The sequence below is a fragment of the Dorea sp. AGR2135 genome, assembly GCF_000420885.1.
Lineage (GTDB): Bacteria > Bacillota > Clostridia > Lachnospirales > Lachnospiraceae > Dorea > Dorea formicigenerans.
Window position 1 is genome coordinate 35,327 of the sequence record NZ_ATVU01000019.1, and the last position, 21,276, is coordinate 56,602.

Here is a 21,276-nt window from a genome sequence, read left to right on the forward strand (position 1 = left end):
AATGGAAATATCATGTTCAAGAAAAAAGAAAAACCGATAAAGGAAAAGAAAGTCCGTACTATGAAAGTGAGGACGCATAAGAAATCCGTCATTGTCCTCTGGGTGGTGCTTATCGCAAGCGTGAGCTTTGGTGTGTATAAGAATTTTACCGCTATCGACCAGCACACCACCCATGAGATAGAAACTATACAGCTCCGCTTAAATGACACCAACGGTATAGAGAATTTCGTCAAGAACTTTGCGAAGTCCTATTACACATGGAGCAACAGCAAGGAAGCAATCGAAGCAAGGACACAGGCTATCAGTGCCTATCTGACACAGGAATTGCAGGATCTGAATGTTGATACGGTGAGAACGGATATACCGACCAGCTCCACGGTCACGGACGTACTTATCTGGGACGTGGAACAGTCTGGGGAGAACGCTTTTACTGTTACCTACGAAGTAGATCAGCAGATAAAAGAGGGCGACCAGACAAGGAATGTATCAGAAACCTATACCGTGACCGTTCATGTGGACGCTGACGGGGATATGGTCATTATCCAGAACCCGACCCTTGCCCCTGCTATGGAAAAATCCAGCTACGAACCAAAGGCACAGGAAACCGACAACAGCGTGGACGCTGATACGGTGAATGACGCTACAGCATTTCTGGAAACATTCTTCAAGCTGTATCCTACCGCAACGGACAAGGAGCTTGCCTACTATGTAGAGGGAAATGCCCTTGAACCAATAAACGGGGACTATCTCTTTTCCGAGCTTGTCAATCCAGTATTTACGGCTGACGGCGATAATGTGAAAGTGAGCGTTGCGGTGAAATTCATTGACAATCAGACAAAGGCGACACAGGTATCACAGTATGAGCTGACGCTTCATAAGGATAGTAACTGGAAGATTATAGGATAATAGACAAATAGGCTTGTCATTGTATTGGCAAACCTATTTTTTTATTGAATGAATATTATTCATTGACAGCCATTCATTCACGCTGTATAATAACCTACGAAAGGAGCGATAGTATGAATAAAAATAAGGAAAATTCAAAAAAAACTTTCGACAAGCAGGCTATTTCTTATGATACTGCTATGGTAGGTGAACATGCAAGAAATCTATATGCTCCAATTTTAAAAAAACTGAAGCAGGAAGAACATGTTAGTTCACTTCTTGATTTAGGGTGTGGAACAGGAGCTTTGTTAGAAAGTATATTTAACCTGCATATTACAAAACAGTTATCTGGAATAGACTTATCTCCCAATATGATTGAAGAAGCCAAAAAAAAGATTGGCGATAATGCGAAATTATACATTGGAGATGCTGAAAATCTACCTTTTGAAGATAGCTTATTTGATACGGTGATATGTAATGACTCATTTCATCATTATCCCTCACCGGATAAAGTAGTAAAAGAGGTATCACGGGTATTGAAAAAAGGTGGGCTTTTCATTATTGGCGACTGTTGGCAACCAGCAGGAGCCAGACAAATTATGAATTTTTACATGAGGCATAGTAAAAGTGGTGATGTGAAAATATACTCAAAAAAGGAAATGGAAAATCTATTATCAAAAGATTTTTGTACAGTATTGTGGGAACATATTAGCAATACTTCTAGTTTAACAATAGCACGAAAGTGAATGAATATTAGTCATTGACATGTAACGCCCAAGACATTATGATGAAAAAGGAGGTGTGTTATAATGCGTATTTCAAAAGAACCGGAAGAAAGAAAACAAGAAATTTTGGAAATAGCAATTAAGTTATTTGCACAAAATGGTTTTGAAAAAACATCAATTTCTGATATTGCAAGAGAAATAGGAGTTGCTCAAGGACTTTGTTATAGATATTTCCCGTCTAAAGATGTTCTATTCCAAACCGCTTTAGATGAGTATGCAAATATGTTAATTTCTAAAATGACAAAAGGTATCGACATAAAACAAAACTCTTTAAAGGAAATTCTTAATAAAATGACTCTTTTTTCAGAACACGAAAGTGATACTTATTATCAAATGTTTCATGATAATCAAAATAAGAATTTTCATGATTTACTTGCTTTATGCGTTTGTAAAAAGCTAACTCCTATTGTTCAAGAAATAATTATTCGAGCTAATCAAAATCATGAGATAAATATTTCTGATCCAGAAACGTGTGCGAGTTTTTGTGTTTTTGGTCAATTAGGAATATTGATGAATAATGAAATTGCTTTAAATGAAAAAAGCGACAGAATAAAAGCCTTTTTTAATAAATTATTTAATTTTTGATATATCCCCTGCTTAAAGCAGGGAATATTTAAACGCTAAATATGAATGATGTTCATTCAATAACGGAGGACTTAATATGAATGGTAAGATAGACTTTATTAATGGAGATACAAAAAAATGTTTATTATCCATGACGCTTCCAATGATTGTCGCTATGTTTTTAAATGTGGCATACAATTTAGTGGATAGTCTTTGGATTGGGAATTTATTAGGAGAACAAGCATATGCGGCACTTACAAATTCTACACCTATAATCTTGATTTTAACCTCAATCGGTATGGGGGCAACAAATGGTGTTTCTATTCTTTTATCGCAAGCAATCGGAGCAAAAAAAGACGTAAAGAAAAATCGTGTATTATCTACTTCATTTTTTGTGTCTGTAATATTTTCAATACTGATTACAATTTTATTAGAAGTATTTTTAAACCCTATTTTAACTGCTTTGAATACGCCAGATGAAATATTTGATATGGCTCGAAGCTACTTGTTTATGTATATCTTAGGTTATGTAGCTGTCTATTTATATTTATATTTCACAGCGGTTTTAAGAAGCTTTGGAAATACAATGTTTCAAGCTGTTGCAATGCTTGTATCTACCCTACTTAATGCAATTTTAGACCCTATACTTATTAGAATAATTGGATTTCATGGTGCGGCTATTGCAACATTGACATCACAAATTATCTGTTTGATTTTTATGTGTATCTATATTTCAAAAAAGAAATTATTTAAGTTTACTCTATCTGATTTTGATAAATCGGAAATTATGCCACTTATTAAAAATTCTGTACCGTCTATTATTCAGCAGAGTATTCCTGCTATTAGCACGACTTTCCTGACCGCATTAGTAAGCGGTTATGGTATTTCAGCTATTGCCGGTTATGGTGTAACGGGAAAATTAGAAACCATACTATTCTATCCGGCTATGGCACTAAATATGGTATTGACTTCAATAGTAGGACAATGTATAGGCGGAAAACGAATTGATAGAGCTAAAGATTATTTAAAATTATCTTTGAAATATGGAAGTATTACTTTAATTATACTATCACTGATTATTATTGTTTTCTCCAAACAATTAGCAGGGCTTTTTGTGGCAAGTGAGAATGTAGCAGTTATTGTTAATCAGTATTTTACAATAGTCAGCATAGGATATGTTCTTTACACGATTACAAGCTGTTGTCTAGGTACATTAAACGGACTTGGGAAACCAACAAGAAGTATGATACTTATGATTTTTTACTATATTATTATTCGTATTCCATTAGCATATATTTTCGCAAGTTTAGGAAGTGGTTTAACTGGAATTTGGTTATCTATTTTAATCAGTCATATTATTGCCTGTATTGCAAGTGTAGTATGTGGTATTGGTTCTATGAAAATAAAGGAGTCATAAAATGATTGGATTAAAAAAACACGATATGAAGACACTTTTAAAAGTTGGTGCAAAAGCCAAAGGAGTATCGTTATCGGAATTCAGAGCTGAGATACAGGAAAATATTGATAACACTATGAATAGTAAAGACCCAGTGATACAGAAACGCTTCAAAAAATATTTTGGAAACAGAACTCCTACACCAGAAGAATATATTTATACAATTACAAAAAAAGTGAAGATTTAAGTTCTCTTTCTGCTTCCTGCGAGGCAGATCAGCAGGAAGAACTTATCTTTTAAAAAAGTTTTGGTGCATTTTAAAAAATATCTTGAAAAACATTTTAATTGCCCTTACCATTGCCTTATCAAGCTTGATACCGATTGAAATAAGGGAGGTCATAACTTGGTTATTGAAGAATTTAAAGATATTGAAATTGCATATATACGCAGAACCGGTAAGTATGGTGCAGAAAACAAGCAACTAATGGAAAAGCTAAAAGACTATTTAAAAAGTAATGATTTATTCAAAGATGATACAGCGATACTAGGTATAGCTTTGGACAATCCTTTATCAACGCCAGAAAATGAACAGCGATATGACGTGGGAATGGTTATCACTAGCAGGGATATACATTGTGATTTACCTGTTCGTAACATTGATAGTGGGCGTTACGCTATATTTGAGGTTCCACATACAGAAAATGATGTGGCAAATTTTTGGAAAAATATTGATACGTTAACTTCCGGTTTGCTAGTTGACTATACGAAACCGATAATTGAACGATATTCTTTCTCGAAAATCTCATTACATTTGTGTGAATTTTGTATTCCGTTAAAATAAAAGGTGGTGTTGCCGTGGAAAAGCAATCATGGATATTATGTCCTATTTGCAATAGTAAGACACGAGTTAAAGTACGAAAAGATACAGAATTGATAAATTTCCCTTTATTCTGTCCAAAATGCAAGCATGAAACTTTAATCAATATAAATCGTGGGATAGTAAAAATTATTAAAGAGCCAGACGCTAAGACGCAGAGCCAATAGTTTGTAAGAATTACTCTTACAGATTATTGGCTCTTTTTATTAAATCCTGCTTCCTGCGGAGCAGATCAGCAGGATAGTTTATGAGAGAAAAAAGAAAACGAGAAGCCTATTTGCTTCCCGTTCCCTTGTATTTCATGATACCGTCAATCGTTCCTTGGATGATTTTGAGTTCTTCATCTGTCAGTTCATTCAGCGATACCTCTATCTGTCTACGGATTGTAGATTTTTCTGCTTTCTCTTGCGGGTAGAAGTATTCGTCAACAGAGATATGGAACATGGTCACTAAATCATGAAATAACTGGAAGCTGGGGTGTTTCCCTATATTCTCAATATCTGCGATATGACGTTCTCCGTAAAAGACCTTATCGCCTAAATCATTGCGGGAAAGCCCAGCTTTTTCTCTCGCTTCTCTGATTGCCAGTCCAAGCGGACGGAAATCAAAGCTGTGGGTGTCTTTCTTTTTCCTCATTTTAAATCACCTGTCATGAGTTTATACTTCATGACACATGATTAAAATGTGTTAAAAATACATATATTATGCATTTATAATTCATATTAATATTACCTTGACGGTAAATAAAAAAAACCGTTCTAGGGTAATATCTTTTTCCATGTCTTTCAATCTGATTAGGACGGTTTTGGATAACCAGAGCTGTCCTTTTCTTTTGTACTTACGGTACAGCTCTGGATAAGGGGGTTGTGCCATGATTGCGTATCAGCGAATACGTCAGTATTTACAACTGAATAACCGCCTTACAATGGTTATCCAGTCAACACACCCTAAACACGAGTTAAAAATTCATATCACTTACATTAGTAAAACAGTCTATTGGTACATTCGTATTCTAATAGACTGTTTTTGTTATGTCCGAGATTTGCAAATTCTTTTTTGTAAATCTTGGTAGCTGGACACCTCCTTGGGTAGTTGGGGTGCGGAAAGGGGGAAATGAACTTCCGTTCATTTCTACTTCGCACAGAAAGGAGGTGAAACAGTGGAAACATCTTCTTTCAGACGAGCCATTGAAGCACAGTTCGATTGCCTTTCAAAAAAAGTCATCAAGCGAGCTGTGATGAAAGGCTACCGTGATATGAAACGACGTGAAAAGCGTGAGTGTTCATTTTCTGATTTGCCAGATTATCAGCAGGAACGCTTTGGCGAGTGTGATAAGTACGAATGCGACTACACCGTGTTTAACGTGCTGGGAATTGAAGTATGGGTTGAAAATGACAAGTTGAGTGAAGCTCTTAAAGCTCTGACCGAGAAGAAGCGAAATATTATTCTGTTGTCCTACTTCATGGATATGGCAGACGGAGAAATCAGCCGTTTTATCAATATCCCTCGTTCAAACGTCCAGTATCACAGAACAAAGACGCTTGAAACATTGAGAAAATACATGGAGGAACACGAATGATGAAACATGAACGCTTACCTTTTGGAGTTATCGTATCAGCGACAGAGGGAGACCCAGAAGCTATTGCCACAGTGCTGAACTTTTACGACGGGTATATCTCAAAGCTCTGTTTGCGAAAGCTCTATGATGAACACGGAAATGTGTGCATGGTAGTGGACGCAGATTTGAAAAACAGAGTACAGACAGCCTTTCTGGATATGATACTCAATTTTGAAATCACAGTAATCTAAATACATACAGGCGGGTGTGGTTTTCTCCCCTTTCCAGCCACACCGCTTGTCATTCTATAAAAGTCAATAGTCCTGGTGTTGGCTTTTACAGGCTGACAAGCCGTTGCGGTCTTTGACAATTGAATAAAGCAGACAGATACGTTTGTGATACAGCGAGCCACGGGGACTGTACGCCATGACCTTTTCCAAAGAAAGCGAGCGACCCATGCAGTGATCTGAGAGCGACCTTTGGAAAAGTTGTTCAGCCATGACCTGTATTCACAGGATAATGATACGTCCCAGAGGTGGTTTTGCTCATAGGAATGAGATTGGTTGAGATACCAGCGGAGCTTTTCCAGAGCCGTCTGTCTGCTTAGAAAATACAGGAAAGGGGGTGTCGCAGAATAAGTGATACTGATATGCTTATTTTGCTGATATATGAACAAGACAAAAGAACGAAAAACCAGCCAGTCGATTACTGTTGATATAGAGGGGCTTTCTGCTATGCTCTCATGCGGTCATGCTACGGCAAGGAAAATCGGTGAGCAGGCAGGAGCGAAAATTGTCATAGGTCGCAGGGTTCTTTACTCTGTAGAAAGGGTCAAAAAATATCTGCTTTACCTTGCAGAATAGCTCCGTCATCTATTCATGTTCTTGTGGAAATATGGTATAATTATCTATAGGCAAACCACGCTGTGAGAACATGAAAAGAGGGCTAAAAGAAAGGATTGGTTCTCATGGCAATTAGCAGAAAAGACCCGAAAGGGAGAAAATTAAGAGAGGGAGAAAGCTGGCGTAACGACGGCAGATACAGTTATCGCTTCACAGATATAAGAACAGGAAAACGTCGTACAATCTATGCACAGGATTTACCAGAGCTTAGAGAGAAAGAAAAAAAGATTGCAAAGGATATGGACGATAACATTCTGACAGACAGTGCAATCAAGAAAATGACGTTAAATACCTTGTTCGAGCGATACATGGAAACCCGTGAACTGAAAGAGTCTACACGAGTAAATTATCTTCGTATATGGGATAATCGTGTAAAAGACGAAATCGGCAACATTAAAGTTGTTCAGATGTTACCCTCTCACATTAAAGCCTACTATTCTAAATTATCCAAAGCTGGATATGCTCATTCTACTATTAAATCTATTAACAACATGATTTTTCCTGCGTTGGAAATGGCGGTTGATGATGATATTATCCGTAAAAATCCAGCAAAAGGTTCTATCAGCGATTATGGCAGACCAGCAGAGGAGCGAGTGGCATTGACAGTCTCACAACAGGAAAAGCTCATTGCTTTTGCAAAGCAGAGCAATGTCTACAATACCTATTATCCTATGCTTACGATTATGATAGGTACAGGGTTAAGGTGTGGAGAACTGATTGGTCTTACATGGAAAGACGTAGACACGAGAGCAAGACGCTTGAATGTAGACCACCAGCTTATCTACAAGAATTATGGAGATGGCTGTCGCTTCCATATCTCTACTCCAAAGACGGATTCGGGTATTCGTGTGATACCTATGACGCAGGAAGTACAGAAAGCATTTGAAGAACAGAGAAAAATTAACTTTATGCTGGCAAAAGATAAGTCAGTTGAGGTGGACGGATATTCTGGCTTCGTATTCACTGCTAAATCTGGCAGACCGCTTATGCCCTATGGTGTAAACAGTGTATTATATAACATTGTGGACGCTTATAACAAAGAGGAAGTCCAGAGGGCAAAGAAAGAACACAGGAAAGCAGAACTGCTTCCAAAGGTTTCCGCTCATGTTATGCGACACACAGCCTGCACAAGAATGGCAGAGTGCCGTATGGATATTAAGGTATTACAGTACATCATGGGACACGCTCATTTTGATGTGACTATGGAAGTGTATAACCACTTGGGCGACAGGGCAAGGATTGAAAACGAGATAGCAAAGCTGGATAGTATGGCAGTGAACTTCTGACACCAGAAAAGAAAAATTGGTGTCAAATTGGTGTCAAACCTAAGAAAAATGACAATTTCAAGAGTGAAAAATGCTTGCAAACCATTGATTTTATTAGGTTTGCAAAAAAATAAAAATAAAATTAGCACTCACCTATTGACAGTGCTAACAACCTGTGATATTGTTATATCGTAAATAGAACAGATAAACAAAGGAGGTTGTCTCTATGAACATAAATAAATTTACACAGAATTCATTACAGGCAGTTCAGAATTGTGAGAAGATCGCTATGAATTATGGTAATCAGGAGCTTGCGCAGGAACATTTGTTATATGCACTTCTTACACAGGATGACAGCCTGATCGCAAAGTTAATGGAAAAGATGGGACTGGATAAGAACATGGTCATTAACCGTGTGGAAGAGTCCTTAAGAAAACTTCCGAAAGTACAGGGAGGTCAGCAGTATGTCGGACAGGCACTGAACAATGTTCTTGTACATGCGGAAGATGAAGCAAAGCAGATGGGCGATGAGTATGTATCAGTAGAGCATCTGTTTCTTGCTATGATAAAGTATGCTGGTAAAGAGATGAAGAGTATCCTAAGGGAGCTTGGAATCAGTCGAGATGGATTTTTACAGGCACTTTCCAGTGTCAGGGGGAATCAGCGAGTGACCAGTGATAATCCGGAAGCTACTTATGATACCTTGAACAAATATGGATCAGATCTTGTGGAGCGTGCAAGAGAGCAGAAATTGGATCCAGTTATTGGACGTGATTCTGAAATTCGGAATGTTATCCGTATCTTGTCCCGTAAGACGAAGAACAATCCGGTTCTGATCGGTGAACCTGGTGTTGGTAAGACAGCAGTTGTAGAAGGACTTGCACAGCGTATTGTGCGTGGTGATGTGCCGGAAGGACTGAAAGATAAGACGATATTTTCACTGGATATGGGAGCACTGGTAGCAGGAGCCAAGTATCGTGGTGAATTTGAGGAACGTCTGAAAGCAGTGCTTGAGGAAGTGAAGAACAGTGACGGAAGGATCATCCTGTTCATTGATGAATTACACACAATTGTCGGAGCAGGTAAGACAGACGGAGCTATGGATGCCGGTAATATGTTAAAGCCCATGCTTGCAAGAGGAGAACTTCACTGTATCGGTGCAACAACACTGGATGAGTATCGACAGTACATTGAAAAAGATGCGGCACTGGAACGTCGTTTCCAGCCGGTTATGGTAGAAGAACCAACTGTAGAAGATGCAATTTCTATCCTTCGTGGACTGAAAGAGCGGTACGAAGTATTCCATGGTGTTAAGATTACAGACGGCGCATTGGTAGCGGCAGCAACGCTGTCAGACCGTTATATTTCCGACCGTTTCCTTCCGGATAAAGCAATCGATCTGGTTGACGAGGCATGTGCACTGATTAAGACAGAGCTGGACTCTATGCCGACGGAGCTGGATGAATTGAACCGTAAGATTATGCAGTTAGAGATTGAAGAGACTGCTCTAAAGAAAGAAGAAGACCGACTTAGTAAAGAACGTTTGGAGCATCTGCAACAAGAACTGGCAGAACTGCGTGCAGAATTTGCAGGCAAGAAAGCTCAGTGGGATAATGAAAAAGTAGGAGTTGAGAGAGTTCAGAGACTTCGTGAAGAGATCGAGCAGGTAAATAAAGACATTGAAAAAGCACAGCATTCTTATGATCTTGACAAAGCAGCTGAATTGCAATATGGTAAATTGCCACAATTGCAGAAGCAGTTAGAGCAGGAGGAAGAAAAAGTCAAAGATGAAGATCTCTCACTGGTACATGAAAGTGTTACAGATGAGGAGATTGCCCGTATTGTGTCACGGTGGACTGGAATTCCGGTTGCAAAGCTGAATGAGAGCGAACGTAATAAGACATTGCATCTGGCAGATGAACTTCACAAGAGAGTCATTGGTCAGGATGAAGGTGTGGAGCTTGTGACAGAAGCAATTATTCGTTCTAAAGCCGGAATCAAAGATCCGACAAAACCGATTGGTTCATTCCTTTTCCTTGGACCTACCGGAGTTGGTAAGACCGAGCTTGCAAAAGCACTGGCAGCAAGTCTGTTTGATGATGAGAATAATATGGTGCGTATCGATATGAGTGAGTACATGGAGAAATACTCCGTATCCAGACTGATCGGAGCTCCTCCGGGATATGTAGGATATGACGAAGGCGGTCAGCTTACTGAGGCAGTCAGAAGAAAACCTTACTCCGTTGTACTTTTTGATGAGATTGAGAAAGCCCACCCGGATGTGTTCAATGTCCTGTTACAAGTATTGGATGATGGACGTATCACGGATTCACAGGGACGTACGGTAGACTTTAAGAACACGATTCTTATTATGACTTCCAATATTGGTTCTCAGTATCTGCTTGATGGCATGGATGACCATGGCAACATCAGTGAGGAGAGCCAGACTATGGTTATGAATGATCTTCGTGCACATTTCCGCCCAGAGTTCCTAAACCGTTTGGACGAGACGATTATGTTCAAACCATTGACGAAAGACAATATTTATGACATTATTGATTTACTGGTAGCAGATGTGAATAAACGTCTGGCTGATCGGGAAATTCAGATTAAGCTTACAGAAGAAGCAAAGAAAATGATTGTGGATGGAGGATATGATCCGAATTATGGTGCAAGACCTTTGAAACGTTATCTGCAGAAAAATGTAGAGACATTAGCTGCAAAACTGATGCTTCAGGGAGATATCGGCACTGGAGATACAATTGTGATTGATGTGGAGAATGGCAAGCTGGTCGCAAGGAGCAGGTCATAAACGGTGATAATCTTTCATATAGATGTAAATTCAGCTTATCTTAGCTGGACAGCAGTAGAACAACTAAAGAATGGAGCCAGGACAGATATCCGTACAATACCGGCCATTATTGGCGGGGATCAAAAATCCCGCCACGGTATTGTGCTGGCAAAATCTGTCCCGGCGAAGAAGTATGGCATTCGTACTGGGGAACCGGTTGCGAATGCCTTTCGTAAGTGTCCGAATCTTCACATGGAAGCACCGGATCATGAAATGTACCATAAGCACAGCAGGAAGCTTATGGCTTTTTTGTGTTCTTATACTCCTGATATCGAGCAGGTCAGTGTCGATGAATGTTACATGAATTTTACGGGAATTTCAGGACGATTTGCATCACCTGTGGAAGCTGCATTTGAGATCAAAGACGAAGTAAAAAAACGGTTTGGATTCACAGTTAATATCGGAATCTCAGACGTGAAAGTGTTGGCGAAGATGGCATCGGACTTTGAAAAGCCGGATCGTGTTCATACACTTTTCAGGAAAGAAATTCAGGGAAAAATGTGGCCGCTTCCAATTTCAGATCTTTTTATGGCAGGGCATTCCAGTGTGGAGACATTGAGAAAACTGGAGATTCAGACGATTGGTGATCTGGCAAAGGCTGACCCAAAGCTGATAGAATTGCATTTGAAAAGCCATGGAAGGCGTCTGTGGGAGTTTGCCAATGGAATGGATGACTCTATTGTAGAATCGGAAAAAGCTGAGGCAAAAGGAGTCGGAAATTCGACTACTTTATCCAAAGATGTGTCAACAAAAGAAGACGCGCAGAAAGTCTTACTTTCTCTAGCCCAAAGTGTAGGAGGACGTTTGAGAAAACACGGATATCATGCAGGTGTGGTCAATGTGGAAATCAAGTATGCAGATTTTACCGTGAATTCACATCAAAAACAGCTTGAAAGAATGACGGCAAGTGATCAGGTCATTTATCAGACTGCAGTGGAATTATTTTGTGAAATGTGGAATGGAAAACCAATCCGCCTGCTTGGAATCCGGACTTCCAAGCTGTCGCAGGAGGGTGAACCACAACAATTGAGTCTCTTTGATCTGAATTTTCACAGCAGCGATAATATTTCTAAAGAAGTCAAAAGTTTTGAAAACGGCCAGAAACATGAAAAATTAGATCAGGCACTGGATGAAATCCGAAAAAAATTCGGGAAAGATGCAGTTGTCCGTGCCAGCTTTTTAAAAAAGCCGGAAAAAGAGGAAAAGATGTGAAAAAGCTGATTAGTAAAATTGACATTCCTATATAAAAACGCTAGAATAGTAAACAAGATTACGTTTATAGAGCGCACTCTAAAAGTGTCCCGATATTCGAAGGAGGAATTAGGAAAATGTCAGAAGTAAAAAAAGTGATTATGCTCGGTAATGAGGCGATTGCCCGAGGAGCATATGAGGCAGGCGTGAAAGTATCTGCCGCATATCCTGGAACACCGAGTACTGAGATCAGCGAGAATCTGGTCAAATACAAAGACGATCTTTACTGTGAATGGTCTCCGAATGAGAAGGTTGCAACAGAAGTTGCGATTGGCGCATCTGTCGCAGGTGTCCGGGCTATGTCCTGTATGAAACATGTAGGATTTAACGTGGCAGCAGACCCGGCTTATACCGTATCTTATATGGGAGTCAATAGAGGACTTGTCATTGTCGTAGCAGATGATCCGGGACTTTACAGCTCTCAGAATGAGCAGGATACAAGAATGGTCGCAAGAGCTGCACAGCTTCCGGTACTGGAACCTTCCGACAGTTCTGAGGCAAAAGAATTTATGAAGATTGCATTTGATCTGAGTGAAAAGTATGATCGTCCATTTGTATTTCGCACAACGACAAGACTGGCACATTCACAGGGACTGGTAGAGTTATGTGACCGTGAAGAGATTCCGGATAAGCCATATGAAAAAAATATCCGCAAGACAGTTATGATGCCGGGAAATGCAAAACTCCGCCATGTGGAGATTGAGAAACGCAACCTGGAGCTTGCGGAGGCAGCCAATACACTCCCAATCAACCGTGTAGAGATGAACGATACAAAGATTGGTGTGATTACAAGTGGTATTCCATATCAGTATGTAAAAGAGGCACTTCCGAATGCTTCCGTACTGAAGCTTGGAATGGTGAATCCGCTTCCAAGAAAATTGATTGAAGATTTTGCTTCTAAAGTAGAGAAGCTTTATATTGTAGAAGAATTGGATCCGGTTATTGAAGAACAGGTGAAATCCTGGGGAATCAAGGCAACTGGAAAAGAAATCTTCACGGTTCAGGGCGAGTACAGTGCGAATATGCTAAGAGAAGCAATTCTTGGGGAGGAATTAAAGCTTGATGCACCGGCAGCTGCGCCTGGAAGACCTCCGATTTTATGTCCAGGCTGTCCACACAGAAGCGTGTATTATGTACTGAACAAGTTAAAAATGCATGCGGCAGGAGACATCGGCTGTTATACACTTGGTGCAGTGGCACCGCTTAGTGTTATCGATACAACGATCTGTATGGGTGCAAGTATTTCCAGTCTTCATGGAATGGAGAAAGCAAAAGGAAAAGAATATATTAAAAACTGGGTAGCAGTAATCGGAGATTCCACATTCCTTCATACAGGTGTGAACTCTCTTATGAATATGATGTACAATAAGGCAACCGGAACAGTGATGATACTTGATAACTCTACGACAGGTATGACAGGACATCAGGATCACGCTGCAACTGGTAAGACATTGCAGGGAGATCCGACTTATGCCATTGACATTCCGGCATTATGCCGCGCAATCGGTGTGAAAAATGTCATTGAGGTCAACGCATTTGACATTGAGCGTCTGGAGAAAGTCATCAAAGAAGAAGTGGCAAAAGATGAAGTTTCTGTCATTATTACAAAAACACCATGTGTACTTTTGAGTAAAAAGAAAAAACCGCTTTACGCAGAAGAACCAGATAAATGTAAGAAATGTGGTATGTGTATGAAACCGGGCTGTCCGGCTATGACAAGAAATGCAGATAAGACGATCCATATTGATGATACCATGTGTACCGGATGCGGACTTTGCAAGAGTCTGTGTAAATTTGACGCGATCAAATTAGTAAGGGAGGGTGACAAATAATGGCTACTAAGAATATTATGATCGTAGGTGTCGGCGGCCAGGGAACACTCCTTACAAGCCGTATTCTCGGAGGACTGGCACTTGCCGGAGAATATGATGTTAAGCTTTCTGAGGTGCACGGAATGGCTCAGAGAGGTGGAAGCGTTGTTACATATGTGCGTTACGGTGAAAATGTAGCAGAGCCAATCGTAGAGGAAGGACAGGCAGACGTTATCATCGCATTTGAGAAGCTGGAAGCCTTAAGATATGCACATTTTCTCAAAAAAGACGGTGCATTGATCGTCAATGACTGGAGAATCGACCCGATGCCGGTTGTGATCGGAGCGGCTGAATATCCGGAGAATATTTTGGAGAATCTGAAAAAAGATCACAAAGTCTATACGGTAAATGCAACGGAAGAAGCGAAAAAGCTTGGAAATTCCAGGGTATTTAACTTAATCGTGCTTGGAATCGCAGCACAGCATATGGATTTTACAAAAGAGCAGTGGTATGAAGTAATTGAAAAAACAGTACCTCCAAAGACGATCGACATCAATAAAAAAGCATTTGATGTAGGATATCAATTATAATAATACTATCAGAAAAGAGAGGCAAGAAAGCAATGGCAAGAGTAGCATTGGAAGATTGGCAGGAACAGGTCCGTGACCCGAAGATTGAGTGTATGAGCCGCGATGAGATGACTGCCCTTCAGAGTGAGCGTCTGGTACGCCAGGTAAAGAACGTTTATGAAAATGTAGCATTTTACCGCAAGAAAATGGATGATATGGGAGTGGAGCCGGGAGATATCAAAGGAATCGAAGATATCGGTAAGCTTCCATTTACAACAAAAGAAGACTTAAGAGCCAATTATCCATTCGGACTTCTGGCAGTTCCGCAGGAGAAAATCGTCCGTGTACAGGGAACATCAGGAACGACCGGGAAACTGACACTGGCCTCTTATACAGAAAAAGATGTAGATGTATGGGGAGACTGTGTTGCCAGAGGACTTACAATGGCAGGACTTAATGCAGCAGACCGTATCCATATCTGTTACGGATATGGACTTTTCACAGGTGGACTTGGGCTTGACTTCGGAGCCAGAAAGCTTGGCGCAATGGCAATCCCGATGTCTGCAGGTAATACAAAGAGACAGCTCATGTGTATGGAAGATTTTGGAGCCACAGCATTTGCATGTACGCCATCTTATGCCCTTTATCTTGGTGAGGTTGCAAGAGAGGCAGGAGTGGTTGATCGTCTGCAGTTAAAGGCTGGTATCAATGGAGCAGAGCCTTGGACAGATGAGATGCGCCGTAAGATTGAGGAACTTCTTAATGTCAACAGTTTTGATATTTATGGACTTTGTGAGATTACAGGACCGGGTGTTGCACTTGACTGCATTCATCACAAAGGTATGCATGTGCAAGAGGATTATTTCTATCCGGAGGTCTTAAATCCTACAGATCATACGCCATGTAAAGATGGAGAGACGGGTGAGCTTGTATTTACAACGCTTGTAAAAGAAGGTATGCCGCTTTTGCGTTACAGAACAAAAGACCTGACAAGTATTGATCATTCAAAATGTGAGTGTGGAAGAACACTTCCGAGAATCCATAAATTTACAGGACGTACAGATGATATGAAAGTCATCCGTGGTGTGAATGTATTCCCAACCCAGGTCGAGACTGCACTTCTGTCAATGGGTGGCGGAGTTGCACCACACTATATGATGATCGTTGACCGTGAGAACAATCTGGACGTATTGACTGTAGAGGTAGAGGTTGATGAGAAGTACTTCTCAGATGAGATCCGTAAGCTGGACGGACTTCGTAACCGTGTAGCAGCAACTTTGAAGCAGGCACTTGGTGTAGCAGTTCATGTAAAACTGGTAGAGCCTAAGACAATTCAAAGAAGTGAAGGTAAAGCAAAACGTGTCATCGACAATCGTGACATGTAGGAAGGAGGATTGGATTATGGGAATCAGTAATACAATTCAGCAGTTATCTGTATTTTTGGAAAACAGAGAGGGACGTTTGGACACTGTGCTTAAGATACTGGCTGAAAATGATGTAAATATCGTGGCATTAAGCCTGGCAGATACTTCTGATTATGGAATGCTCCGTATGATCGTATCAGACCCACACAAGGGAAAAGCTGCACTTAAGGACGCTGGAATCACAGCTATGCTGACAGATGTTGTGGCTCTTCGCGTACCTCATGCGACCGGTTCACTGAGCAAAGCGATGCATCAGATCGTGGAAGGTGAGATCAACGTGGAATATATGTACGCATTTGCAAATGGTGCAGACGCTGCAGCAGTTTTAAAGAGTGATGATCCTGCGAGAGTGATTGATATCTTAAAAGGAAGCGGATTTGACGTATATACAGCCGATGAGGCATACCAGGCAAATCGCTGATATATGTTTTATGATTTAATAAAAATACCAGGCCTAAGGCCTGGTATTTTTCTCGTCATTGCTGTCTTAATCTCATTTCATGTGTATGTCTTTTAAATATCAAAATGCTATAAAAGCTGCTTTTTATATATTATAAAAGGTACATCATCTAAAATATGATTAAATCATTCATGATTAAAGCTTAGTTACGTTAACAGCCTGAGGTCCTTTAGCTCCCTCAGTAACGTCGAATTCTACTTCCTGTCCTTCCTCAAGAGACTTGAATCCTTCCATGTTCAGTCCTGAGTAGTGTACGAAAACATCGTTTCCGGACTCATCAGAAATAAAACCGTAACCTTTTTGGTTGTTAAACCATTTAACTGTACCTTTCATTGATAGTACCTCCCTAAAAATTAAAAATAACTAAGAATGCTTTATCACATTAGCATGTATCAATAAAAAAGTCAACAAAATATGGAATATTTGTAATGTTTTTACCAAAAAAGAACATAAAAATGTAAGGAATTCGTCAGACACGGAAACCATTTGCTTGACGAATAGTCCACGGACGTGTAAAGTAGAATAGAGTATTAAAATGATTTTTACTATATAATAATGAGCAGGGGTTTTGTAGAAGAATGATTACACTGACAGGAAAAAAGATATCCGAAGGCATTGCAATCGGGAAATTAACATTTTATAAAAGAGACATCAAAGAGATTAAAAGAATCTATGTAAAAGATGTAGAGAAGGAGATTCAGCGTTATAAGAAAGCAAGAGAAAAAGCAATTGCTGAACTGGAACTTGTCTATGATCTTTCTGTGCGTGAAGTCGGTGAGGCAAATGCCGCAATCTTCGAGATGCAAAAGGAACTCTTGGAGGACCAGGAATATACAGATCATATTATAAAGAGGATTCTGGAAGAAAAACTTAACGCAGAGTATATTGTTCAGACGTCTGTAGAACAGTTAATTCGAATCAGTAGTCATCAGCAGAATAATCCAATTCAGGGAAAAGAAGAAGATGTCAGAGACGTGGCAATTCGTGTGATCCGCATCTTGTCCCGAAGCTGGAAGGATCGTATGCTGACAGATGAGCCATTTGTCATGGCTGCGAGAGATATATATCCAAGTGAAGCGCTTCAGTTCGATAAGGCAAAGGTACTGGGGTTTGTGACTATGTACGGAACAATTAATTCACATACTGCCGTTCTGGCCAGAACGAAAGGAATTCCGGCGGTCATCGGTCTTGGAGAATCTCTGAAAGAAGAATATGACGGAAAGACAATTATTATAGATGGTTATGAAGGAAAGATTTATATTGAGCCTGACTATGCAACTCTAACGAAGATGCGGGAACGCAAGGATGCGAATCTGAGGCATGTCAGGAATCTGGAACGTCTGAAAGGTAAGGAGAACATTACCCAGAGTGGTCAGAAAATTGATATCTGTGCCAATGTAGGCACAAGAGAAGATATTGAAAATGTTTTAAGAAGTGATGCCGGTGGAATTGGATTATTCCGGAGCGAATTTCTGTATATGGAAATGGGGAGCAAACTGCCTTCCGAAGAGCAGCTCTTTCAAGTTTATAAACTGGCAGCAGAGTCTATGGGAGCCAACCGTGTTGTTGTCCGAATCGCAGATTTTGGCGGTGACAAGATGGTAGAAAGTGTAGATCTTGGAGAACAGGCAAATCCGGCGATTGGGCTGCGTGGAATACGTATTATGATGGAAAAAGAAGAATTGTTCCTTCCACAGTTTCGCGCGATTCTCAGAGCTTCTGCACTTGGAAATGTATCTATTATGTTTCCGATGGTTACATCCATGGAGGAAGTAGCAGCGGCAAAAGCCCTGCTTGAAAAGGCAAAGAAGCAATTGAAAGATGAAAAGACTGCTTATAATGAGAATATTGAAATTGGAGTCATGATCGAGACTCCGGCAGCAGTCATGATCAGTGGAGAACTGGCAAGAGAAGTAGATTTCTTCAGTATCGGAACGAATGATCTGCTGCAGCTTACACTTGGCATGGATCGTGAAAATCCAAAACTGGACAAGTATTATAACCCATACCACCCGGCTTTGATGAAGATGATCCGAATCGTAGCCAACAATGTACATCTGGAGGGAAAAAGAATCAGCATCTGTGGAGATCTGGCAGCAGATCTGAGCATGACAGAATTCTTCGTACAGATTGGAATTGACGAACTGTCCGTAGCGCCACACCAGGTACTTGGACTTAGAAAGAAGATCCGAGAGATACAGTAGTGGGTTTATTATAATAACAAAACTCAAAATCCTCACATTGATATTCCGCGCGCGAAACATTGCGTCGAGCCATAAACTATCATCAAGTTCGGGAGAGCCCTTCTTGATGATAATCGTCTCGACTCCATCGTGCTTAAGTCATATCACTGTGAGGGTTTTGCGTTATTTATCATACAATCCTACTAATCCCTAATTGTGAATCTGCAAAAAAATCTACATGAATTTTTGACTATTATTTTGACTGAACATGATTATATTATGTGATTGAAGATGAACGAAGTTGACTGAAAATGACTGAGAGGTGATTTGATGCTGGCGGAAGAAAGATTCCGGGAAATTCAGAAATATGTGGAAAGCCATGGTACTGTGACAGTACAAGAGCTGACAGATCTTTTGAATACGTCAGAATCTACGGTGCGGAGAGATCTGACAGAACTTCACAAGCGTGGAACTCTTATCAAGGTTCACGGTGGAGCGACAACTGTTGGAATTTCCGTGAGGACAAGAGATGAAGAATTGTCGGTCAGACGAGACCGGAATACAGAAGAAAAACATAAAATCGCAGCATATGCGGCTGAACTGATAGAGGCAGATGATTTTGTATATCTGGACGCTGGAAGTAGTGTAGATCTTCTGATTGACGAATTGAATGAAGAGTCAGCTGTTTTTGTGACGAATGCGATCGGGCATGCGCAGAAGCTTTTGAAAAAGGGGTATGAAGTTCTTTTGATCGGTGGGAAATTAAAAGGTGTGACGGAGGCAATCGTCGGTGCGGAAGCATTGGAGAGTCTGAACCGGTACAATTTCACAAAAGGATTTTTTGGAACGAATGGAGTTCACCCACAGAGGGGGCTTACCACACCAGACAGTGAGGAAGCGCTGGTCAAGAAAAAAGAGATGGAGCGGTGTGCACAGTGCTTTGTACTGGCAGATTCAAGCAAAATCGGTCAGGTAACATCAATTACATTTTCTGATATGAAAGAATCTGAGATTCTTACAACAGAATTTAAAGCTTCTTCTTATAAAAAATATAAAAATATCGTGGAGGTTAAGTAGATGATTTACACAGTGACATTTAACCCGTCTCTGGATTATGTCATCGGGGCGGAAAAATTGGAACCTGGAAAAATCAACCGGACAACGAGAGAAAACATTTACCCCGGAGGTAAGGGGAATAATGTTTCTGTGGTACTTTCAAATCTGGGACATAAGAGTAAAGCACTCGGATTTGTATCAGGATTTACCGGGGAGGCATTGGAGAAGATGTTGGACGATTTTGGCTGTTATACCGATTTTATCCAGTTAGATAACGGATTTACCAGAATCAATGTAAAAATCAACGCCGGTGAAGAGACGGAAATCAACGGTCAGGGACCAAAGATCAGTGAAGAGGCCATCGGAAAGCTTTATGAAAAACTGGATGCACTGACCAAAGGAGATGTACTTGTTCTTGCGGGAAGTATTCCGAATACCTTGCCGGAAGACATTTATGAACGCATCATGGCAAGACTTGCCGGACGTGAGATCAGGATCGTGGTAGACGCAACAAAAGATCTTTTGATGAATGTCCTGAAATACCATCCATTTCTTATTAAGCCGAACAACCATGAGTTGGGAGATATGTTCGGAGTTCAGATTGAAACAGATGAAGAAATCATCGAATATGCAGGAAAATTAAAAGAAATGGGGGCAAGAAATGTATTGATTTCCATGGCAGGCGATGGAGCCATTCTTTTAGATGAACATGGAAAAGTCTACCAGGGAAGACCACCGAAGGGAGAGGTGCTCAATTCTGTCGGAGCGGGAGATTCCATGGTAGCAGGATTTGTCACCGGTTATCTCAATACCGGAGATTATGAGAAAGCATTTGAACTTGGAATTGCAACTGGAAGTGCCAGCGCATTTGAGTATTGGCTGGCAGAAAAAGAAGATGTAGTGAAACTGTTGGAGAAGGAACCTGAATTATACGGATTGCAGGAGGAAAGGGAATGAAGATTGTAATCGGTATTATTGAAAATGCACCGATGTTCCTTGTGGCACTTGTTATCGGAGCAGTCATCACAATGGCAGGAATCGTACTTCTGAAAAAACCATTAAATACAGAAAAATAATTGAATTGTTGTTAGTAAAAAAGATATTAAATATAATTAAGTCAAAATGAGAAAAGGAGATTAAAACGATGAAAGAATTTAAATATGTAATTACAGACGCAGAAGGAATCCATGCAAGACCAGCAACTATGTTCGTAAAGAAAGCGGCAGGATTTAAGTCCGATATTAACATTGAGGCAGAAGGAAAAAAGTGAATGCAAAAGGAGTTCTTGGTGTTATGGGACTCGGCGCTAAAAAGGGAGCAGAGATTACAGTAACTGTAGATGGTGAAGATGAAGAAATCGCAGCAGCAGAGCTTGAAACATTTTTAAAAGAGAACCTGTAAGAAGCATTTCTTTTTGGAAAGCACAGAGAAATGGATTA

The 21,276-nt window shown here is 40.3% G+C and carries 22 protein-coding genes and 1 pseudogene; 21 read left to right on the forward strand and 2 right to left on the reverse strand.

Features of this window, described 5'->3' with window-relative positions; all coding sequences use genetic code 11:
• Nucleotides 1-12 precede the first annotated feature (12 nt).
• The 7 genes from G593_RS0112140 to G593_RS19605 all read left to right on the forward strand — a co-directional run bounded on the left by G593_RS0112140 (nucleotide 13) and on the right by G593_RS19605 (nucleotide 4,674).
• Entirely contained in the window at nucleotides 13-906 is an 894-nt protein-coding gene (locus G593_RS0112140) for a conjugal transfer protein (protein ID WP_029731856.1), read from the forward strand.
• 113 nt (nucleotides 907-1,019) lie between these two features.
• The gene (locus tag G593_RS0112145; RefSeq protein ID WP_005337667.1) at nucleotides 1,020-1,631 is read left to right on the forward strand and encodes a class I SAM-dependent methyltransferase; all 612 of its coding nucleotides are present in this window, start codon (nucleotides 1,020-1,022) and stop codon (nucleotides 1,629-1,631) included.
• 63 nt (nucleotides 1,632-1,694) lie between these two features.
• Nucleotides 1,695-2,255 carry a TetR/AcrR family transcriptional regulator gene (locus G593_RS0112150; protein WP_029731857.1) on the forward strand — a complete coding sequence of 187 codons (561 nt, stop codon included), beginning with the start codon at nucleotides 1,695-1,697 and terminating at the stop codon, nucleotides 2,253-2,255.
• A gap of 76 nt (nucleotides 2,256-2,331) precedes the next feature.
• Nucleotides 2,332-3,651 carry an MATE family efflux transporter gene (locus G593_RS0112155; RefSeq protein ID WP_029731858.1) on the forward strand — a complete coding sequence of 440 codons (1,320 nt, stop codon included), beginning with the start codon at nucleotides 2,332-2,334 and terminating at the stop codon, nucleotides 3,649-3,651.
• Between the two features lies 1 nt (nucleotide 3,652).
• Nucleotides 3,653-3,877: a hypothetical protein gene (locus tag G593_RS0112160; RefSeq protein ID WP_005337661.1), complete on the forward strand. Its 225-nt coding sequence runs from the start codon at nucleotides 3,653-3,655 to the stop codon at nucleotides 3,875-3,877.
• Between the two features lie 156 nt (nucleotides 3,878-4,033).
• A complete protein-coding gene (locus tag G593_RS0112165) occupies nucleotides 4,034-4,471 on the forward strand; it encodes an AraC family transcriptional regulator (RefSeq protein WP_029731859.1) in 438 nt (145 codons plus the stop codon).
• Nucleotides 4,472-4,485: 14 nt separating this feature from the next.
• A complete protein-coding gene (locus tag G593_RS19605; protein ID WP_081048603.1) occupies nucleotides 4,486-4,674 on the forward strand; it encodes a cysteine-rich KTR domain-containing protein in 189 nt (62 codons plus the stop codon).
• 106 nt (nucleotides 4,675-4,780) lie between these two features.
• Here the strand turns inward: G593_RS19605 and G593_RS0112170 are convergent, their stop codons facing one another.
• Entirely contained in the window at nucleotides 4,781-5,143 is a 363-nt protein-coding gene (locus G593_RS0112170) for a helix-turn-helix transcriptional regulator (protein WP_005337657.1), read from the reverse strand.
• A 523-nt stretch (nucleotides 5,144-5,666) separates the two neighbouring features.
• Between G593_RS0112170 and G593_RS0112175 the strand changes: the two genes are divergently transcribed.
• The 9 genes from G593_RS0112175 (at nucleotide 5,667) to G593_RS0112220 (ending at nucleotide 16,559) form a co-directional block, all read left to right on the forward strand.
• Complete coding sequence (locus G593_RS0112175) at nucleotides 5,667-6,086, forward strand: sigma factor-like helix-turn-helix DNA-binding protein (protein ID WP_005337655.1); 420 nt, start codon at nucleotides 5,667-5,669, stop codon at nucleotides 6,084-6,086.
• Nucleotides 6,083-6,316 carry a helix-turn-helix domain-containing protein gene (locus tag G593_RS0112180; protein WP_029731860.1) on the forward strand — a complete coding sequence of 78 codons (234 nt, stop codon included), beginning with the start codon at nucleotides 6,083-6,085 and terminating at the stop codon, nucleotides 6,314-6,316. The genes G593_RS0112175 and G593_RS0112180 overlap by 4 nt, the downstream gene beginning before the upstream one ends.
• Nucleotides 6,317-7,032: 716 nt before the next feature.
• Nucleotides 7,033-8,253, forward strand: a complete 1,221-nt coding sequence (locus tag G593_RS0112190; RefSeq protein ID WP_029731862.1) for a tyrosine-type recombinase/integrase — start codon at nucleotides 7,033-7,035, stop codon at nucleotides 8,251-8,253.
• A 205-nt stretch (nucleotides 8,254-8,458) separates the two neighbouring features.
• Nucleotides 8,459-11,044, forward strand: coding sequence for an ATP-dependent chaperone ClpB (gene clpB, locus G593_RS0112195; RefSeq protein WP_029731863.1), 2,586 nt, complete (start codon nucleotides 8,459-8,461; stop codon nucleotides 11,042-11,044).
• A 3-nt stretch (nucleotides 11,045-11,047) separates the two neighbouring features.
• Nucleotides 11,048-12,295, forward strand: a complete 1,248-nt coding sequence (locus tag G593_RS0112200; RefSeq protein WP_029731864.1) for a DNA polymerase Y family protein — start codon at nucleotides 11,048-11,050, stop codon at nucleotides 12,293-12,295.
• Between the two features lie 116 nt (nucleotides 12,296-12,411).
• A complete protein-coding gene (gene iorA, locus G593_RS0112205; RefSeq protein ID WP_022279029.1) occupies nucleotides 12,412-14,166 on the forward strand; it encodes an indolepyruvate ferredoxin oxidoreductase subunit alpha in 1,755 nt (584 codons plus the stop codon).
• A complete protein-coding gene (locus G593_RS0112210) occupies nucleotides 14,166-14,735 on the forward strand; it encodes an indolepyruvate oxidoreductase subunit beta (protein ID WP_005342662.1) in 570 nt (189 codons plus the stop codon). The genes iorA and G593_RS0112210 overlap by 1 nt, the downstream gene beginning before the upstream one ends.
• A gap of 32 nt (nucleotides 14,736-14,767) precedes the next feature.
• A complete protein-coding gene (locus tag G593_RS0112215; protein WP_029731865.1) occupies nucleotides 14,768-16,099 on the forward strand; it encodes a phenylacetate--CoA ligase family protein in 1,332 nt (443 codons plus the stop codon).
• A gap of 16 nt (nucleotides 16,100-16,115) precedes the next feature.
• Nucleotides 16,116-16,559, forward strand: a complete 444-nt coding sequence (locus G593_RS0112220) for an ACT domain protein (protein WP_022279028.1) — start codon at nucleotides 16,116-16,118, stop codon at nucleotides 16,557-16,559.
• A 174-nt stretch (nucleotides 16,560-16,733) separates the two neighbouring features.
• Here the strand turns inward: G593_RS0112220 and G593_RS0112225 are convergent, their stop codons facing one another.
• Nucleotides 16,734-16,931, reverse strand: coding sequence for a cold-shock protein (locus G593_RS0112225; protein WP_005333869.1), 198 nt, complete (start codon nucleotides 16,929-16,931; stop codon nucleotides 16,734-16,736).
• 245 nt (nucleotides 16,932-17,176) lie between these two features.
• Here G593_RS0112225 and ptsP point away from each other — a divergent pair, with 245 nt between their 5' ends.
• The 5 genes and pseudogenes from ptsP to G593_RS18630 all read left to right on the forward strand — a co-directional run bounded on the left by ptsP (nucleotide 17,177) and on the right by G593_RS18630 (nucleotide 21,238).
• On the forward strand, nucleotides 17,177-18,802 hold the full coding sequence (ptsP, locus tag G593_RS0112230) for a phosphoenolpyruvate--protein phosphotransferase (RefSeq protein ID WP_029731866.1): 1,626 nt from the start codon (nucleotides 17,177-17,179) through the stop codon (nucleotides 18,800-18,802).
• Nucleotides 18,803-19,111: 309 nt separating this feature from the next.
• Nucleotides 19,112-19,858: a DeoR/GlpR family DNA-binding transcription regulator gene (locus tag G593_RS0112235; protein ID WP_029731867.1), complete on the forward strand. Its 747-nt coding sequence runs from the start codon at nucleotides 19,112-19,114 to the stop codon at nucleotides 19,856-19,858.
• Nucleotides 19,859-20,794, forward strand: a complete 936-nt coding sequence (pfkB, locus tag G593_RS0112240; RefSeq protein WP_029731868.1) for a 1-phosphofructokinase — start codon at nucleotides 19,859-19,861, stop codon at nucleotides 20,792-20,794.
• Nucleotides 20,791-20,913, forward strand: a complete 123-nt coding sequence (locus G593_RS21130) for a hypothetical protein (RefSeq protein WP_255348532.1) — start codon at nucleotides 20,791-20,793, stop codon at nucleotides 20,911-20,913. Before pfkB ends, G593_RS21130 begins: the two co-directional genes overlap by 4 nt.
• Before the next feature lie 68 nt (nucleotides 20,914-20,981).
• A pseudogene (locus G593_RS18630) lies at nucleotides 20,982-21,238 on the forward strand (HPr family phosphocarrier protein).
• Nucleotides 21,239-21,276: the final 38 nt, after the last annotated feature.

Coding starts and splice junctions, on each gene's coding strand:
- G593_RS0112220 (WP_022279028.1), top strand. CDS start 16,116: ATGGGAATCAGTAATACAATTCAGCAGTTATCTGTATTTTTGGAAAAC.
- G593_RS21130 (WP_255348532.1), top strand. CDS start 20,791: ATGAAGATTGTAATCGGTATTATTGAAAATGCACCGATGTTCCTTGTG.
- G593_RS0112150 (WP_029731857.1), top strand. CDS start 1,695: ATGCGTATTTCAAAAGAACCGGAAGAAAGAAAACAAGAAATTTTGGAA.
- G593_RS0112170 (WP_005337657.1), bottom strand. CDS start 5,143: ATGAGGAAAAAGAAAGACACCCACAGCTTTGATTTCCGTCCGCTTGGA.
- G593_RS0112140 (WP_029731856.1), top strand. CDS start 13: ATGTTCAAGAAAAAAGAAAAACCGATAAAGGAAAAGAAAGTCCGTACT.
- G593_RS0112155 (WP_029731858.1), top strand. CDS start 2,332: ATGAATGGTAAGATAGACTTTATTAATGGAGATACAAAAAAATGTTTA.
- pfkB (WP_029731868.1), top strand. CDS start 19,859: ATGATTTACACAGTGACATTTAACCCGTCTCTGGATTATGTCATCGGG.
- iorA (WP_022279029.1), top strand. CDS start 12,412: ATGTCAGAAGTAAAAAAAGTGATTATGCTCGGTAATGAGGCGATTGCC.
- G593_RS0112160 (WP_005337661.1), top strand. CDS start 3,653: ATGATTGGATTAAAAAAACACGATATGAAGACACTTTTAAAAGTTGGT.
- G593_RS0112210 (WP_005342662.1), top strand. CDS start 14,166: ATGGCTACTAAGAATATTATGATCGTAGGTGTCGGCGGCCAGGGAACA.
- G593_RS0112225 (WP_005333869.1), bottom strand. CDS start 16,931: ATGAAAGGTACAGTTAAATGGTTTAACAACCAAAAAGGTTACGGTTTT.
- G593_RS0112215 (WP_029731865.1), top strand. CDS start 14,768: ATGGCAAGAGTAGCATTGGAAGATTGGCAGGAACAGGTCCGTGACCCG.
- ptsP (WP_029731866.1), top strand. CDS start 17,177: ATGATTACACTGACAGGAAAAAAGATATCCGAAGGCATTGCAATCGGG.
- G593_RS0112235 (WP_029731867.1), top strand. CDS start 19,112: ATGCTGGCGGAAGAAAGATTCCGGGAAATTCAGAAATATGTGGAAAGC.
- G593_RS0112180 (WP_029731860.1), top strand. CDS start 6,083: ATGATGAAACATGAACGCTTACCTTTTGGAGTTATCGTATCAGCGACA.
- G593_RS0112190 (WP_029731862.1), top strand. CDS start 7,033: ATGGCAATTAGCAGAAAAGACCCGAAAGGGAGAAAATTAAGAGAGGGA.
- G593_RS0112145 (WP_005337667.1), top strand. CDS start 1,020: ATGAATAAAAATAAGGAAAATTCAAAAAAAACTTTCGACAAGCAGGCT.
- clpB (WP_029731863.1), top strand. CDS start 8,459: ATGAACATAAATAAATTTACACAGAATTCATTACAGGCAGTTCAGAAT.